The organism is Actinomyces sp. B33, assembly GCF_028437565.1.
In the GTDB taxonomy this organism is placed as follows: Bacteria; Actinomycetota; Actinomycetes; order Actinomycetales; family Actinomycetaceae; genus Pauljensenia.
The window spans coordinates 327,124-340,485 of sequence record NZ_JAMRYR010000002.1 but is presented as its reverse complement, the minus strand read 5'-3'; the positions used below and the strand labels follow the sequence as shown (position 1 = coordinate 340,485).

Here is a 13,362-nt window from a genome sequence, read left to right as displayed (position 1 = left end):
GAATGATTGATCGGCAACGGGTCGAACTCCTCGTCGCGGTCGCGCGCCGCTACTGGATCGACCGAGCCGACCAGGGGACGATCGCCGAGGAGATCGGCTACTCGCGCTCGATGGTGTCGAGGCTCCTCGACGAGGCCCGGCGCGAGGGGGTCGTCACCTTCTCCGTCGGCCATCCCCTCGAGCGGGCGTTCGAGGCCGAGCGCGGCCTCGTTCGGGCCTTCGGGCTGGCCAGCGCCCGGGTCTGCCTCGCCGATCCCGGAGTCTCGGCGGTCGAGACCATCAGGCTCGGCGCGCAGGTCGTCGACGGCCTCCTCGAGCCCGACAGCGTCCTGTCCGTGACGAACGGGCGCACGGTCTCCGAAATCGCCGGGGCCCTATCGCGCGGCCGCCATCCCCACATGACGGTCGTCCAGGCGCTCGGAGTGATCGCCCACGACAACCACCTCATCGACTCGCCGCAGATCTGCGGCAGATTCGCCGACGCCCTCGGCTCCCCCTACCAGACCCTGCCTGCCCCCCTCGTCGTGTCGAGCAGGCAGATGGCCCGCGCTCTGCGCCGGGAGGGCAGGGTCGCGATGCCGCTGGCGATGGCCTCGCACGCGGACGTGCTCATCACGGGCATCGGCGCGACGACCCCGACCGGGGATGGGGCCATCTTCGACGGCTACATCGCCGCGGACGAGCACCGGGACCTCCTCATCGCCGGCGCGGTCGGGCATATCGTGGGCCACCACATCGACGCGTCGGGCCGGCACGTCGACCTCGACTTCTGCCAGCGTCTCATCGCCGTTCCCTTCGACAGGCTCGAAGCCATCCCGAACGTCGTCGCCGTCGCCTGGGGCGAGGAGAAGATCCCCGCCATCACGGCGTCCTTGCGCTCGGGGATCGTCGACCACTTCGTCACCGATCTGGCGACGGCGAACCGGCTCCTCCTCCACCGCCCCGAGGACTCGGGGCCCCCGCCCCCACCGACGGATCCCGACGACACCCGAAGCGCCCTCGCAGGAGCGCGCCCCGGCGCGCTCACCGCTGGCAGGACGGGCACCAGAAGAGCCGGCGGTTCTGCATGAGGGCCTCGCGGATCGGCGTCCCGCACCTCAGGCACGGGCGGCCCGTACGGTGGTACACGTACCAGCGCGACGCCTCCTGATCCCCCTCGATCGGCGGGACCGGAGCCTCGTCCGGGTCCATCGTCTCCAGCCGCCCGGCCGCCAGCCCCCGGTTCATCAGGTCGCAGATGAGGACCCACAGGTCCTCCAATCGCTTGACGGAGACGTTCGTCCCCTTGCGGTGCGGGGAGATCCCCGCGAGGAACAGGGCGTCGGCCCGGTAGATGTTGCCCACCCCGGCGATGATCGACTGATCCATGACGATCTCCCCGATCGCCCGTCGCTTGGCGTGGGCCACCGACGCGAAACGCTCGCGCGCCCGGGCGTCGTCGCGGGCGCCGGGCTCGAGCGGATCGGGCCCGAGTCGAGCCTCGACCGCCTCGCGCTCCTCGTCCGTGATGAGCTCGCACCGGTTGGGGCCCACCAGGTCGGCGACCGCATGATCGTTGACGAGGCGCAGGCGCACCTGGCCGACCGGTTCGGGAGGCTCCCACGCCCCCGCCTCGGCCGTCCCGTACCCTTCGCCCCAACGGGTCTCCGAATGGCCGTTCCACTGCCCCGAGGGCACGTCCGGGATCCGATGGGCGACGCCGTGCCCCTCGTCGACGAGGGTCTCGTCCCCGTTGAAGCGCCACCACCCGTACAGGCCCAGATGGATGTGGACCCATTGCTCGGGCCGGGATCCCTCCGCCCCCGGGCGCGCGAACCCCATGAACATGTGCTTGCCGTGGACGCGGACCCGTTCGAGCACCGCCCCGTCGAGGCGCGCCGCGGAGGCCGCGAAGCGCCCCTGCGGGGAGGAGGCGCGCACCCCCTCGCCGACGAACAGCTCGTCGAACGTGGCCGCCAGTCGGCGGATCGCATCTCCTTCGGGCATGGTCCCCTCCGTGCGTGTCGCGTACTCGTGCCGTGGACGGCCGACACCCGGATCCGCCGGGCCGGCGCGCTCCCCCTATGAGACCACGTCCCGGGCCCGCCCGCGCGGCCGGGGAGCCGGCGGGCCCGGGTCCGGGTCAGCGGGGAAGGACGACGTTGACCAGGCCGGGCGCCCGGACGATGACCTTGAGAGGCTCGCGCCCGTCGAGGGCCTTGATGATCGGCCCCTGGGCGAGGGCCCGCGAGCGCAACTCCTCCTCGTCGATCGACGGGGGCACGTCCAGCCGGGCGCGGACCTTGCCGTTGACCTGGACGATCGCCGTCACCTCGTCCTCGACGAGGAGCGACTCGTCGTCGACGACGGGGAAGGGCTCGCGGGCGAGCGACTCGGCGTGGCCCAGCCTCATCCACAACTCCTCGCAGATGTGCGGGGCGACGGGCGAGAGCATGAGGATCAGCGCCTCGATGGCCTCGCGCGGCACCGCGTCGAGCTGGGTCAGGTGGTTGTTGAGGACGATGAGCTTGGAGATCGCCGTGTTGATCCGCAGGTTCTCGTACTCGACGGTCGTCTCGGCGATCGTCCGGGCCACGAGGCGGCGCGTCTGCGGGTCGGCGGGCTCGTCGACGACCGTGACCTCGCCGGTCTCCTCGTCGACGGCGTTGCGCCACAGGCGCTGGAGGAATCGCTGGGATCCGACGACCGCGCGGGTGTCCCAGGGGCGCGAGACGTCCAGGGGGCCCATGCTCATCTCGTACACGCGGAAGACGTCGGCGCCGTAGGCGTCGTACATGTCGTCCGGCGTGACGATGTTCTTCAGGGACTTGCCCATCTTCCCGTACTCGCGGGTCACCTCCTGGCCCTGCCAGGTGAATCCGGAGGCCTCGTCGCCGATGACCTCGTCGGCCGGGACGTACTGGCCGCGCGCGTCCTTGTAGGCGTAGGCCTGGACGTAGCCCTGGTTGAAGAGCGTGTGATAGGGCTCGGAGTCGGGGACCTTGCCCAGGTCGAAGAGGACCTTCTGCCAGAAGCGCGAGTAGAGGAGGTGGAGGACCGCGTGCTCGACACCGCCGACGTACATGTCGGTGCCCCCCGATTCCTTGCCCTCGCGCGGCCCCATCCAGTAGTCGAGGTTCGCCTGGGAGGCGAAGGCGTCGGGATTCGTCGGGTCGGTGTAGCGCATCTCGTACCAGCACGAGCCGGCCCACTGCGGCATCGTGTTCGTCTCGCGCCGGTATCGCTTCGGGCCGTCGCCCAGGTCGAGCTCGACGTTCGCCCACTCCTCGGCCCGGCCCAGGGGGGCCTCGGGCGCGGTGTCGGCGTCGTCGGGGTCGAAGGTGCGCGGCGAGTAGTCGGTGACCTCCGGGAGCTCGATGGGGAGCATCTCCTCGGGCACGGCGTGGGGCAGGCCGTCCTCATCCCACACGATCGGGAAAGGCTCGCCCCAGTAGCGCTGGCGGGAGAAGAGCCAGTCGCGCAGGCGGTAGGTGACGGTCGCCCGCCCGTGGCCGCGCGCCTCGAGCCACTCGATCATCGCGGCCTTCGCCCGCTCCTTGTCGAGGCCGTTGAGGCTGATCTCGTCGTTCGCCGAGTCGACGGCCACGCCGTCGCCCGTATACGCGCCCTCGTCGAGGTCGTGCCCGTAGGGGTCGTCGGCCGGGCCGATGGTCCGGACGACGTCGAGGTCGTAGGCCCGGGCGAACTCCCAGTCCCGGTCGTCGTGGGCGGGCACAGCCATGATCGCGCCGGTCCCGTACCCCCACAGGACGTAGTCGGCGACGAAGACGGGGATCCGCCTCCCGTCGACCGGGTTGACGCCGAAGAGGCCGGTGAACACGCCGGTCTTCGCCCGCGCCTCGTCGGTGCGCTCGGCCTCGGTCTTGGCGGCGGCCTGGGCGCGGTAGGCGCCGACGGCCGCGCGCGGGCACGACGCCCCGCCGGTCCACGCCGGGCGCGCCCCCTCGGGCCACGCGTCGGGCAGGGCGAGGGCGGCCTCGTCGTCGGCGGCCCCGGCCGTGGTCCCGCCGAGGATCGGGTGCTCGGGGGCGACGACCATGAAGGTCGCGCCGAAGAGGGTGTCGGGGCGGGTCGTGTACACGTCGAGCCCGGCCCCCAGCCCGTCGTCCCCTGCGGCCCCGGGCACCTTGAAGCGCACGGTGGCGCCCTCCGAGCGGCCGATCCAATTGCGCTGCATCGACCGGACCTTCTCGGGCCAGTCGATGGTCTCCAGGTCGTCGGCGAGCCGCTTGCCGTAGGCGGTGATCCGCATCATCCACTGGCGCAGGCTGCGGGTGAAGACCGGGTAGTTGCCGCGCTCGGAGCGCCCCTCGGCGGTGACCTCCTCGTTGGCCAGGACAGTGCCCAGCCCGGGGCACCAGTTGACGGGGGCCTCGGACACGTAGGCGAGACGGAAGGAGTCGACGACTCGGGCGCGCTCGACCTCGTCGAGGTCGGCCCACGCGCGCCCGTCGGGGACGGCGACGTCGCCGGAGGCGAGTTTGGCGCGCAGCTCCTCGATGGGTCGGGCGGCGCCGACCGAGCCGTCGGGGGCCGTGGCGTCGGGGTCGAACCACGAGTTGAAGATCTGCAGGAAGATCCACTGGGTCCAGTGGACGTAGTCGGTGTCGGTGGTCGCCAGCGACCGGCGGGTGTCGTGCGACAGGCCCAGGCGCCGCAGTTGGCGGCGCATGTTCGCGATGTTCTCCTCGGTGGTGATCCGTGGGTGCTGGCCGGTCTGGACGGCGTACTGCTCGGCGGGCAGGCCGAAGGCGTCGTAGCCCATCGTGTACAGGACGTTGTCGCCCTTCATGCGGCGGAAGCGCGCGAGCGTGTCGGTCGCGATGTAGCCGAGGGGGTGCCCGACGTGCAGCCCCTTGCCCGACGGGTAGGGGAACATGTCGAGGAGGAAGTAGGCGGGACGCTCGGCCAGAGGGCCGGCGAGGTCGCCCTCGGGGTTGTCGGCGTGGAAGGTGCCGCGCTCGTCCCACCGGTCCTGCCACGCGGTCTCGATCCGCCCGGCGAGGTCGGCGGTGTAGCGATGAGCGGGTTCGGCTCCCGGGGTCTGGGTCATCGGGCTCCCCTTTGTCGTTGCGTGCTTCGGTGTTACTGACGGCCTCGCCAAGGATAGGCCATCGCTCGGGGGCCGCCGGGTCCCGGCCGGTGGCCGAGAACGCGCCGCGGGGCGACAATGGTCGCCATGAGCACCGTCTTCGAGAAGATCATCTCCGGCCAGTGGGCCGGCCGCTTCGCGTGGGCCGACGAGGTCTGCGTCGTCTTCGCCACGATCGAGCCGACCGCCCCCGGCCACGTCCTCGTCGTCCCCCGCGCCCCCTACGCCAAGTGGACGGACGCCCCCAGCGACGTCGCCGCCCATCTGATGACCGTCGCCCGCGTCATCGGCCTGGCGCAGGAGGCGGCGTTCGGCGTGGACCGGTCGGGCCTGGTGATCGCCGGCTTCGAGGTCCCTCACGCGCATCTGCACGTCATCCCCCTGCGCGACGAGTCCGACGTCCTCCTGTCGCGGGCCGCCCCCGCCTCGGACGAGGAGCTCGACCGGGCGATGGGCGCCCTGCGCGACCAGCTGCTGGCCTCGGGCCACGGGGCCCACGTCCCCGCGCGGATGTCGTCGGCCGCGCTGAGCTGACCCGTCAGACGAGCGGCTCGACCCAGATCGCCCGGGACGCCTCCTCGGCGATCGTCACGCGGGCGCCCCCGTCCCCGCGCGCGAGGGACACGCGGTCCCCGTCCCGATCGGCGACCTCGACGACGGTGTCGAGGACGAGGCCGGCCTCGTCGAGGTCGCGCAGGATCTGGGCGTCGCCGTCGGACAGGCGCACGATCCTGGCCCGGTCCCCGACGGGGATCTGCGCCAGGGGGACGCGCGGGCGCGCGCAGACGGTTCCGTCCTCGCGGGGGATGGGGTCGCCGTGGGGGTCCCGCGTCGGGTATCCCAGGACCGCGTCGAGACGGTCGAGGAGGCGGTCGGAGACGGCGTGCTCGAGGATCTCCGCCTCGGCGTGGACCTCGTCCCATTCGAAGCCGAGGGCCTGATGGAGATAGGTCTCGAGGAGCCGGTGGCGGCGGATCATCCCGATGGCGAGCCGCCTGCCCTTCTCGGTCAGGTGGACCTTCTGGTAGGGCTCGTGGGAGAGCAGGCCCTGGGCGGTCAGCCGCCGGACATTCTCCGAGGCCGTCGAGGCGACGACGCCGCTGCGCGCGGCGAGTTCGTTGACGGACATGCCCCGCGCCCCGGCCTCGTCGGCCGACCACAGCGCCTTGAGGTAGTCCTGGGCAACCGGCGTCAACCAGCCGTCGACGAGCGCGTCCATGGGCCCTCCTCCTCGGGTCGTCCCCCCTTCACGATAGGGGCACAACCGCCGGCCCGCCACGCGGCGGCGCCGACCGGACGAGGCGCCCGATTGTGGCGATCCCCGCACCCGGGTTTTTTGCGTTCGCCCCGACGAGCGGGTAAAGTTTGAGTCCGGCCGCACGGCCCCCGCGTCATTAGCTCAATTGGCAGAGCAGCTGACTCTTAATCAGCGGGTTGAGGGTTCAAGTCCCCCATGACGCACCGCTCGACATCGGACCTCCGATCGAGGGCGCCCGCGTCATTAGCTCAATTGGCAGAGCAGCTGACTCTTAATCAGCGGGTTGAGGGTTCAAGTCCCCCATGACGCACCAGTCGATTCGGTAGAGCCGGCGGGACAGGAGTCCCGCCGGCTTCGTCGTTCTCGCGCCTTCAGCCCTCGATGCCGAGCTCTCGGCGCAGACGGGCGACGTGGCCGGTCGCCTTGACGTTGTACATCGCGCGCTCGACGACGCCGTCGGGGGAGACGACGACCGTCGACCGGATGATCCCCGTGTATGTGCGGCCGTAGTTCTTCTTCTCGCCCCACGCCCCCCACGCGCCCAAGATCTCGTGATCGGGGTCGGAGACCAGCGGGAAGTTCAACGATTGCTTGGCGGCGAACCGTTCGAGCGCGACCATCGGATCGGCGCTCACCCCGATCACCGAGTACCCGGCCGCGGACAGGGAGTTGAGGGAGTCGCGGAAGTCGCAGGCCTGCCGCGTGCACCCCGGGGTCGAGGCCTTCGGGTAGAAGTAGACGACGACGCCCCTGTCGGACGAGGCCGCCGTCTCGGACAGGCGGATCGTGCCGGCAGTGGACTCGGCGGTGAAATCGGGGGCGGGGGCTCCGGGTTCAAGAACGGTCATGTGATTCATTCTAAGAAGCCCGACGCGGGCCCCGCGCGACGAGCGAGCCCGGGCGCAGCCCCCTAGTGTGAGTCCGTCCGACCGTGCACCTGAATGGAGTCCCGGTGATCGAGTCCGCCCCGATCCTCACCCTCATCCCGCCGATCCTCGCGATCGTCCTGGTCATCACGACGAAGAAGGTCGTCGTCTCCCTGGCGGCCGGCGTCCTCGCCGCGGGCGCGCTCATCCACGACCTCGACCCGGTGGCGTCCCTCGGCGCCGTCTGGGGCGCCTTCGCGCGGATCTTCTGGGACGAGGGGGCCGTCAACTCCTCGAACATCCTCATCCTCGCGTTCCTCCTGGTCCTCGGCGTCATCACGTCGCTCGTCCTCATGTCCGGGGGGACGTCGGCCTTCTCCGACTGGGCGATGACGCGGATCCGCTCGCGGCGCGGGGCGCAGGTGCTCGCCGCCGCCCTGGGCACCGGGATCTTCGTCGACGACTACTTCAACGCCCTGGCCGTCGGCCAGGTCTCCCGACCGGTCTGCGACCGCCAGCGGGTCTCACGGGCCAAACTCGCCTACCTCATCGACTCGTCCTCCGCGCCCGTCGCGGTCCTCGTCCCCCTGTCGTCGTGGGGGGCCTCGATCATCGGGATCATGGCGCCCATCGTCGCCGCGGTCGGTCTCGAGGTCTCCGACGCCGGCGCGTTCATCCGGGCCGCCGGGATGAACTACTACGCCCTGGGCGCCGTCGTCCTCCTGTGGCTCGTCGTCCTCCTGGGGGTCGACTTGGGCCCGATGCGCGGCGAGGAGCGGCGCGCGGTCACGCGCGGGCACGTCTACGACCCGGACCAGCAGATCCCCGGGCAGCTCGCCGACTCCCTCCCCCGCCACGAGCCGGGGGCGATGCGCGCCCTCATCGTCCCCTTCCTCGTCCTCGTCGTCGGCGTCGTCGGCGGGATCGTCGCGACCGGGCGGGCGGCCGCGGGGTCGTGGGACGCCCTCGCGATCCTCTCGGGCACCGACGTCGCCCTGTCCCTGACCATCGGCGGCCTGGCGGGCCTGGCCGCCGCCGCCTTCTACTACGTGCGCTTCACGCGCGCGGACCCGGCCTTCGAAGCGAGGACCTTCCTCACGGGCGCGTGGGAGGGGGCCCGGTCGATGCTCCCGGCCATCGAGATCCTCCTGTTCGCCTGGATGCTCGGGGCCCTGGTCTCCGACCTGGGCACCGGCGCCTACCTGGGCTCCCTCGTCGAATCCGCCGACGTCGCGCCCCGGTGGCTGATCCCGCTGCTGTTCCTCGTGGCCGGCGCCATGGCGTTCGCCACCGGGACGTCGTGGGGGTCCTTCGGCATCCTCCTGCCGATCGCCGGCGACGTCATGGGGGCGGTTCCCGACGGGGCGGAGCTGCTGATCCCCGCGTTCGGCGCGGTCCTGGCGGGCGCGGTCTTCGGCGACCACTGCTCCCCCATCTCCGATACGACGATCCTGTCGAGCACGGGCGCCGGCTGCAACCACATCGCCCACGTCAACACGCAGTTGCCGTATGCGCTCCTGGGCGCCGCGGGCTCCCTGATCGGCTACTGCCTCTTCGCTTTGACGGGATCCGGGCTCCTCGGCGCGGTCGCGTCCATCGCGGTGCTCACGGCGGTCGTCCTCGTCGTCCGCTGGAGGCTCCCCCTCATCGCGGTCGCCTGACCGTCGGGGCTCGCGTCGGCTCGGTGCGCGAGAGGGGATGAGGAGTGAAATTCTCGTCTATGTCGTCGCACAGTAGTCGCGGAGCGCGAGGAGCCTCGGCTCTTCCGCAGAATCCTGCGGCACAGTGTGGTGCGCGAGATGGGACTCGAACCCACACGTCAAGGACACTGGAACCTAAATCCAGCGCGTCTGCCAATTCCGCCACTCGCGCGCGCCCCCAGCATACGGGGCCGGGCCCCCGGGGCGCGCGTCCCCGGGTCGCCGAGCCGATCAGGCGTCGGGCCCCCGCCTGGTCGCCGACGCGATAGTCGCCTCCCCCAGGACCCGCGTCCCGCGGTAGACGACGAGTGATTGGCCGGCCGCGACCCCGCGCGTCGCCTCGGCCAGATCGACGACGAGACGCTCACCCGATCGCGTCAGACGCGCCACGGGGATCGGCTCCCCATGGGCCCGGATCTGCGCCGACAGCCCCTCGGCGCCCTCCCCCGGGTCGTCGGCGGCCAACCACACCGCGCGCTCGCACTCGATCCTCTCGACGCTCAGGAGCTGCGCGGCCCCGACGACGACCTCGTTCGACTCCGGGCGCGTCTCGATGACGTAGCGGGGCGCGCCGTCGGGCGCGGGCCTGTCGAGGCGCAGACCGCGGCGCTGGCCCACGGTGAAGTTCCAGTACCCCTGGTGGCTCCCCAGGACCCGCCCGTCGGGGCTGACGATCCTGCCCGTCTCCTCCCCCAGGCGCTCGCGCAGGAACCCCTGAGTGTCCCCGTCGGGGATGAAGCAGATGTCGTAGGAGTCCGGCTTGTTCGACACCCCCAGGCCCCGGCGCTCGGCCTCGGCCCGCACCCACGCCTTCGACGGGGCCTCGCCCAGGGGCAGGACGACGCGGCCCAGCTCCTGCGGCCCCATGACGGCGAGCACGTACGACTGGTCCTTGTCCGGGTCCGCGCCCCGGTGCAGCTCCGGCCCGGACGGTCCGTCGACGAGGGCCGCGTAGTGCCCGGTGCACACGGCGTCGAAGCCGAGGGCTCGGGCCCTGTCGGAGAGCTCGCGGAACTTGACGAACTCGTTGCAGCGCACGCACGGGTTCGGGGTGTGGCCCGCCCGGTACTGTTCGACGAAGTCGGCGATGACCGCCTCCTCGAACTCCTCGGCGAGGTCCCACACGTAGAACGGGATGCCGATGATCTCCGCGGCCCGCGCGGCGTCGCCCGCGTCCTCGACCGAGCAGCAGCCGCGCGAGCCGACCCGGCACGCGGCCGGCTGGGACGACAGGGCCATGTGGACGCCGACGACCTCGTGCCCCGCCTCCACGGCCAGGGCCGCGGCGACAGCGGAGTCCACTCCCCCGGACAGGGCCGCCAGGACCCTCATGCGCCCGCCGCCTCGCGGCCGCGCCCGTCGAGCCTGAGTCCCGCCTCGATCGCGGCGGGCAGGGCCGCGAGGAGGGCGTCGATGTCGGCCCGGGTCGTATCGAAGCCGGTCGAGACCCGCAGGACTCCGAGCGCCTCGTCCTGGGTGCGGCCCATGCGCATGAGGATCCGCGAGGGCCGGGCGACGCCGGCGTGGCACGCGGAGCCGACGGAGACGAGGACGCCGGCCATGTCCATGCTCATGAGGACCGCCTCGGGACGCGAAGTCGGCACCGTCAGGTGGATGATCGAGGCGAGGGACCGGTCGGCGGGGACGGTGGCGACGACTCCATCGGGCAGGGAGGCCAGCAGCCGGTCGCGCAGGCCCTCGGCCCGGGCGCGGGCCCGGTCGCGCCGGGCGACGACCGTTTCGAGGGCGGCCGCCAGGGCGCAGGCCCCGGCGACGTCCGGCGTGCCCGATCGCAGGCCGCGCTCGTGCCCTCCGCCGGGCCGATCGGTCGTCACCGGCAGGGAGCGCCTGACGAGGAGGGCGCCCGTGCCGACGGGGGCCCCGATCTTGTGGCCGCCGACGCTGAGCGCGTCGACGCCCAGTCGCGCGAAGTCGACGTCGTCGAGGGCAATGGCCTGGGCGGCGTCCGTGTGGATCGCCGGGCCGGAGTGGTCCGCGGCGCCCGCGCCGCCGGCGCGCAGGAGGGAGACGAGATCGCCGACGGGCTGGCGGGCCCCGGTCTCGGCGCACACGAGGGTCATCGACGCGCAGGCGATGGTGGGCGCGAGCCCGGCCAGGGCGGGGTCGAGGACGCTGACGCCGTCGCGGTCCAGGTCCAGGCGCATGACGTCGAATCCGTCGCGGGACAGGACCCGGGCCTGCTCGCCGACGGCGTCGTGCTCGGCGCCGGAGACGACGACGGTCCGTCGGCGCGGATCCCGTTCGCGCGCGGCGCGCGCCGCGCCGACGACGCCGAGGGCGTCGGCCTCGGTGGCTCCGGAGGTCAGGACGACCTCGTGGCGCTCGGCGCCGAGCGCGGCGCCGATCCTCTCGCGGGCGTCCTCGAGGGCGCGCTTGGCGCGCCTGCCGCCCGAGTGGAGGGAGGCGGGGTTGCCCGGGCTGGCGGCCAGGTCGCGCTGGGCCCTGGCCCATGCCTCCAGGGCCTCGGGCAGGATCGGGGCCGTCGCCGCGTGGTCGAGGTAGTGGGTCACTGTCCCGAGCGGATCCGGCGGATCTCCTCGAGCGCCTGCGGGACGACGTCGAAGAGGTCCCCGACGACGCCGAAGTCGGCGATCTCGAAGATCGGCGCGTCGGGGTCGTCGCAGACGGCGACGATGTGGGCGCTCGACTGCATGCCGACCGTGTGGTGGATCGCCCCGGACACCCCCAGGCCGACGTACAGGTTCGGGGACACGGACAGGCCGGTCTGCCCGATCTGGATGGAGCGCGGCACCCACCCCTCGTCGGAGGCGACGCGGGTCGCGCCGACGGCCCCCGACAGGGCGTCGGCCAGTTCCTCGACGATCCCGAAGTCCCCGTCGGTGCCTCGTCCGCCGACGACGACGGTCGAGGCGTCGGCCAGCGCCGGACGGCCGTCCCCCGATCCGGCGGCCCCCACGGAGGAGACGACCTGGATCGCGTCGGCCTCCGGGCTGAAGGCCACGTCGACGGGGACGACGGAGGGGGCGGTGGCGGCGGGGGCCGGCTCGTCCTCGAAGGCGCCGGAACGCACGGCGATGATCGGGGTCCCCCGTGTGATGGACAGCGATGTCGTCCACGACCCCGCCAGGGCGGTCTTCGAGACCCGCAGGCCCGAGTCGACGACCTCGACCCCGGCGGCGTCGACGACCGCGCCGGCCTCCGTCAGGGCGGCGAGCCGCGAGGCGATCTCGCGCCCCCGGTAGGTGGAGACGAGGAGGAGCGCGCCGTAGTCGTCGGCTCCGAGGCAGGCGAGGACGGCGTCCGCGGCGACGGCGGAGGGGCGCGCGGAGCGCCCGCCGAGGCCCGGCAGGAGGATCGTCCTGACGCCGTGGGCCGCGAGGGCCTGGGCGTCGGGGGCATCGACGAGGCTCACCGCGTCGACGGGGCCCGAGGTCAGGGATCGCGCGAGGGCGAGGACCTGGGCGGAGGCGGGTGTCAGCTCGTACCCGGCCGGGGCCTGGACATGGGTGACGAGGACGAGGAGGGGCTGATCGAGTCGGGGCATCGTCACTTCACCACTTCGAGGAGGTACTGGGCCAGGCGGACGCCGGCGTCGCCGGCGTCCGCGATGATCGTCCCGGCGCCGTCGCGCGCGTTCTCATGCGCCTCGACGACACGGGTGGCCGGGATCCGCTCGGCCAGATCGGCTCCTCCCGGGGTCGAGGCGAGATCGTCGAGGCCCCACTGGTCGAGGGGCTTGGAGCGGGCGGCCTTCATGGCGGCGAACGCCGGGTAGCGGGGCTCGTTGAGCTGATCGGTGATCGACACGACGACGGGAGCGGCGGCGCGCAGGCGGTCCTCGTAGCCGTCGGCGCTGCGCGAGACCTCGACGACGCCGGACTGCGGATCGACGTCGAGCGCGTGGGCCAGGCCGAGCAGCGGCAGGCGGAGCCTGGTCGCCAGGGCCGCGGGCAGCATCGAGGTCATCGCGTCGAGGGAGGCCATTCCGGTGATGACGAGGTCGACGGGGGCCTCCTCCCCCAGGCGGGTGATCGCCGCGGCCAGGACCGCCGCGGTGGTGACGACGTCGGATCCGGCGAGCCGGTCGTCGGTGACGAGGACGGCGCGGTCGGCGCCCATCTGGAGGGCGCGCATGAGGGCGTCCTCGGCGTCCTCGGGGCCCATGGTCAGGGCGATCGCCTCTCCTCCGTGCTCCTCGACGAGGCTGACGGCCGCCTCGACGGCGTTCTCGTCGAGCTCGTTGAGGACGTCGTCCTCTCCTCGGACCATCCGGCCGTCTTCGAATCTGCGCTCGGACTGCGCATCAGGGACGTGCTTGACGCACACGACAATTCTCATGCCACTAGCGTGCCACACCCCCGGGCCCCTCCCCCTTTGAGATTCCCCTCACCGGCGGAACCCCGAGTAGCCGCCCCACCAGCGCAGACGGGTATCATCGATGGACTGTACAGTCCTTCGAGGAGT

General features: G+C 72.5%; 11 protein-coding genes and 3 tRNA genes. 5 read left to right on the top strand and 9 right to left on the bottom strand.

The features are described 5' to 3' along the window. The first annotated feature begins 2 nt into the window (after window positions 1–2). Entirely contained in the window at window positions 3–1,070 is a 1,068-nt protein-coding gene (locus M3T53_RS04025) for a sugar-binding transcriptional regulator (protein WP_272433168.1), read from the top strand. Here the strand turns inward: M3T53_RS04025 and M3T53_RS04020 are convergent. Both M3T53_RS04020 and M3T53_RS04015 read right to left on the bottom strand, forming a co-directional pair. Continuing rightward, on the bottom strand, window positions 1,024–1,986 hold the full coding sequence (locus tag M3T53_RS04020; RefSeq protein ID WP_272433167.1) for an Fpg/Nei family DNA glycosylase: 963 nt from the start codon (window positions 1,984–1,986) through the stop codon (window positions 1,024–1,026). The two genes, M3T53_RS04025 and M3T53_RS04020, sit on opposite strands and share 47 nt — an antisense overlap. 136 nt (window positions 1,987–2,122) lie before the next feature. Further along, window positions 2,123–5,053 carry a leucine--tRNA ligase gene (locus M3T53_RS04015; protein ID WP_272433166.1) on the bottom strand — a complete coding sequence of 977 codons (2,931 nt, stop codon included), beginning with the start codon at window positions 5,051–5,053 and terminating at the stop codon, window positions 2,123–2,125. A gap of 126 nt (window positions 5,054–5,179) precedes the next feature. Between M3T53_RS04015 and M3T53_RS04010 the strand changes: the two genes are divergently transcribed. Continuing rightward, window positions 5,180–5,626: an HIT family protein gene (locus M3T53_RS04010; protein ID WP_272433165.1), complete on the top strand. Its 447-nt coding sequence runs from the start codon at window positions 5,180–5,182 to the stop codon at window positions 5,624–5,626. 4 nt (window positions 5,627–5,630) lie between these two features. On the opposite strand, the gene M3T53_RS04005 is transcribed toward M3T53_RS04010, so the two are convergent. After that, complete coding sequence (locus M3T53_RS04005) at window positions 5,631–6,311, bottom strand: metal-dependent transcriptional regulator (RefSeq protein WP_272433164.1); 681 nt, start codon at window positions 6,309–6,311, stop codon at window positions 5,631–5,633. Between the two features lie 169 nt (window positions 6,312–6,480). On the opposite strand from M3T53_RS04005, the gene M3T53_RS04000 reads away from it, so the two are divergent. Continuing rightward, window positions 6,481–6,553, top strand: a tRNA-Lys gene (locus M3T53_RS04000). A 34-nt stretch (window positions 6,554–6,587) separates the two neighbouring features. Next, window positions 6,588–6,663, top strand: a tRNA-Lys gene (locus M3T53_RS03995). 58 nt (window positions 6,664–6,721) lie between these two features. Here M3T53_RS03995 and M3T53_RS03990 read toward each other — a convergent pair. Next, the gene (locus M3T53_RS03990) at window positions 6,722–7,198 is read right to left on the bottom strand and encodes a peroxiredoxin (protein ID WP_272433163.1); all 477 of its coding nucleotides are present in this window, start codon (window positions 7,196–7,198) and stop codon (window positions 6,722–6,724) included. A gap of 104 nt (window positions 7,199–7,302) precedes the next feature. On the opposite strand from M3T53_RS03990, the gene M3T53_RS03985 reads away from it, so the two are divergent. After that, complete coding sequence (locus M3T53_RS03985; RefSeq protein WP_272433162.1) at window positions 7,303–8,877, top strand: Na+/H+ antiporter NhaC family protein; 1,575 nt, start codon at window positions 7,303–7,305, stop codon at window positions 8,875–8,877. 127 nt (window positions 8,878–9,004) lie between these two features. Here M3T53_RS03985 and M3T53_RS03980 read toward each other — a convergent pair. The 5 genes from M3T53_RS03980 to M3T53_RS03960 form a co-directional block, all read right to left on the bottom strand. Continuing rightward, window positions 9,005–9,088, bottom strand: a tRNA-Leu gene (locus M3T53_RS03980). A 59-nt stretch (window positions 9,089–9,147) separates the two neighbouring features. Continuing rightward, entirely contained in the window at window positions 9,148–10,248 is a 1,101-nt protein-coding gene (mnmA, locus tag M3T53_RS03975; protein WP_272433161.1) for a tRNA 2-thiouridine(34) synthase MnmA, read from the bottom strand. Further along, window positions 10,245–11,447 carry a cysteine desulfurase family protein gene (locus tag M3T53_RS03970; RefSeq protein ID WP_272433160.1) on the bottom strand — a complete coding sequence of 401 codons (1,203 nt, stop codon included), beginning with the start codon at window positions 11,445–11,447 and terminating at the stop codon, window positions 10,245–10,247. Before M3T53_RS03970 ends, mnmA begins: the two co-directional genes overlap by 4 nt. Further along, window positions 11,444–12,442 (bottom strand): electron transfer flavoprotein subunit alpha/FixB family protein, encoded by a 999-nt coding sequence (locus M3T53_RS03965; protein ID WP_272433159.1) that lies wholly within the window; start codon window positions 12,440–12,442, stop codon window positions 11,444–11,446. The genes M3T53_RS03970 and M3T53_RS03965 overlap by 4 nt, the downstream gene beginning before the upstream one ends. Window positions 12,443–12,444: 2 nt before the next feature. After that, window positions 12,445–13,236, bottom strand: a complete 792-nt coding sequence (locus M3T53_RS03960) for an electron transfer flavoprotein subunit beta/FixA family protein (RefSeq protein WP_272433158.1) — start codon at window positions 13,234–13,236, stop codon at window positions 12,445–12,447. Window positions 13,237–13,362: the final 126 nt, after the last annotated feature.

Bases quoted from the DNA above. Each gene is read 5' to 3' on its own strand.
- M3T53_RS04025 (WP_272433168.1), top strand. From the start codon at position 3: ATGATTGATCGGCAACGGGTCGAACTCCTCGTCGCGGTCGCGCGCCGC.
- M3T53_RS04020 (WP_272433167.1), bottom strand. From the start codon at position 1,986: ATGCCCGAAGGAGATGCGATCCGCCGACTGGCGGCCACGTTCGACGAG.
- M3T53_RS04015 (WP_272433166.1), bottom strand. From the start codon at position 5,053: ATGACCCAGACCCCGGGAGCCGAACCCGCTCATCGCTACACCGCCGAC.
- M3T53_RS04010 (WP_272433165.1), top strand. From the start codon at position 5,180: ATGAGCACCGTCTTCGAGAAGATCATCTCCGGCCAGTGGGCCGGCCGC.
- M3T53_RS04005 (WP_272433164.1), bottom strand. From the start codon at position 6,311: ATGGACGCGCTCGTCGACGGCTGGTTGACGCCGGTTGCCCAGGACTAC.
- M3T53_RS03990 (WP_272433163.1), bottom strand. From the start codon at position 7,198: ATGACCGTTCTTGAACCCGGAGCCCCCGCCCCCGATTTCACCGCCGAG.
- mnmA (WP_272433161.1), bottom strand. From the start codon at position 10,248: ATGAGGGTCCTGGCGGCCCTGTCCGGGGGAGTGGACTCCGCTGTCGCC.
- M3T53_RS03965 (WP_272433159.1), bottom strand. From the start codon at position 12,442: ATGCCCCGACTCGATCAGCCCCTCCTCGTCCTCGTCACCCATGTCCAG.
- M3T53_RS03960 (WP_272433158.1), bottom strand. From the start codon at position 13,236: ATGAGAATTGTCGTGTGCGTCAAGCACGTCCCTGATGCGCAGTCCGAG.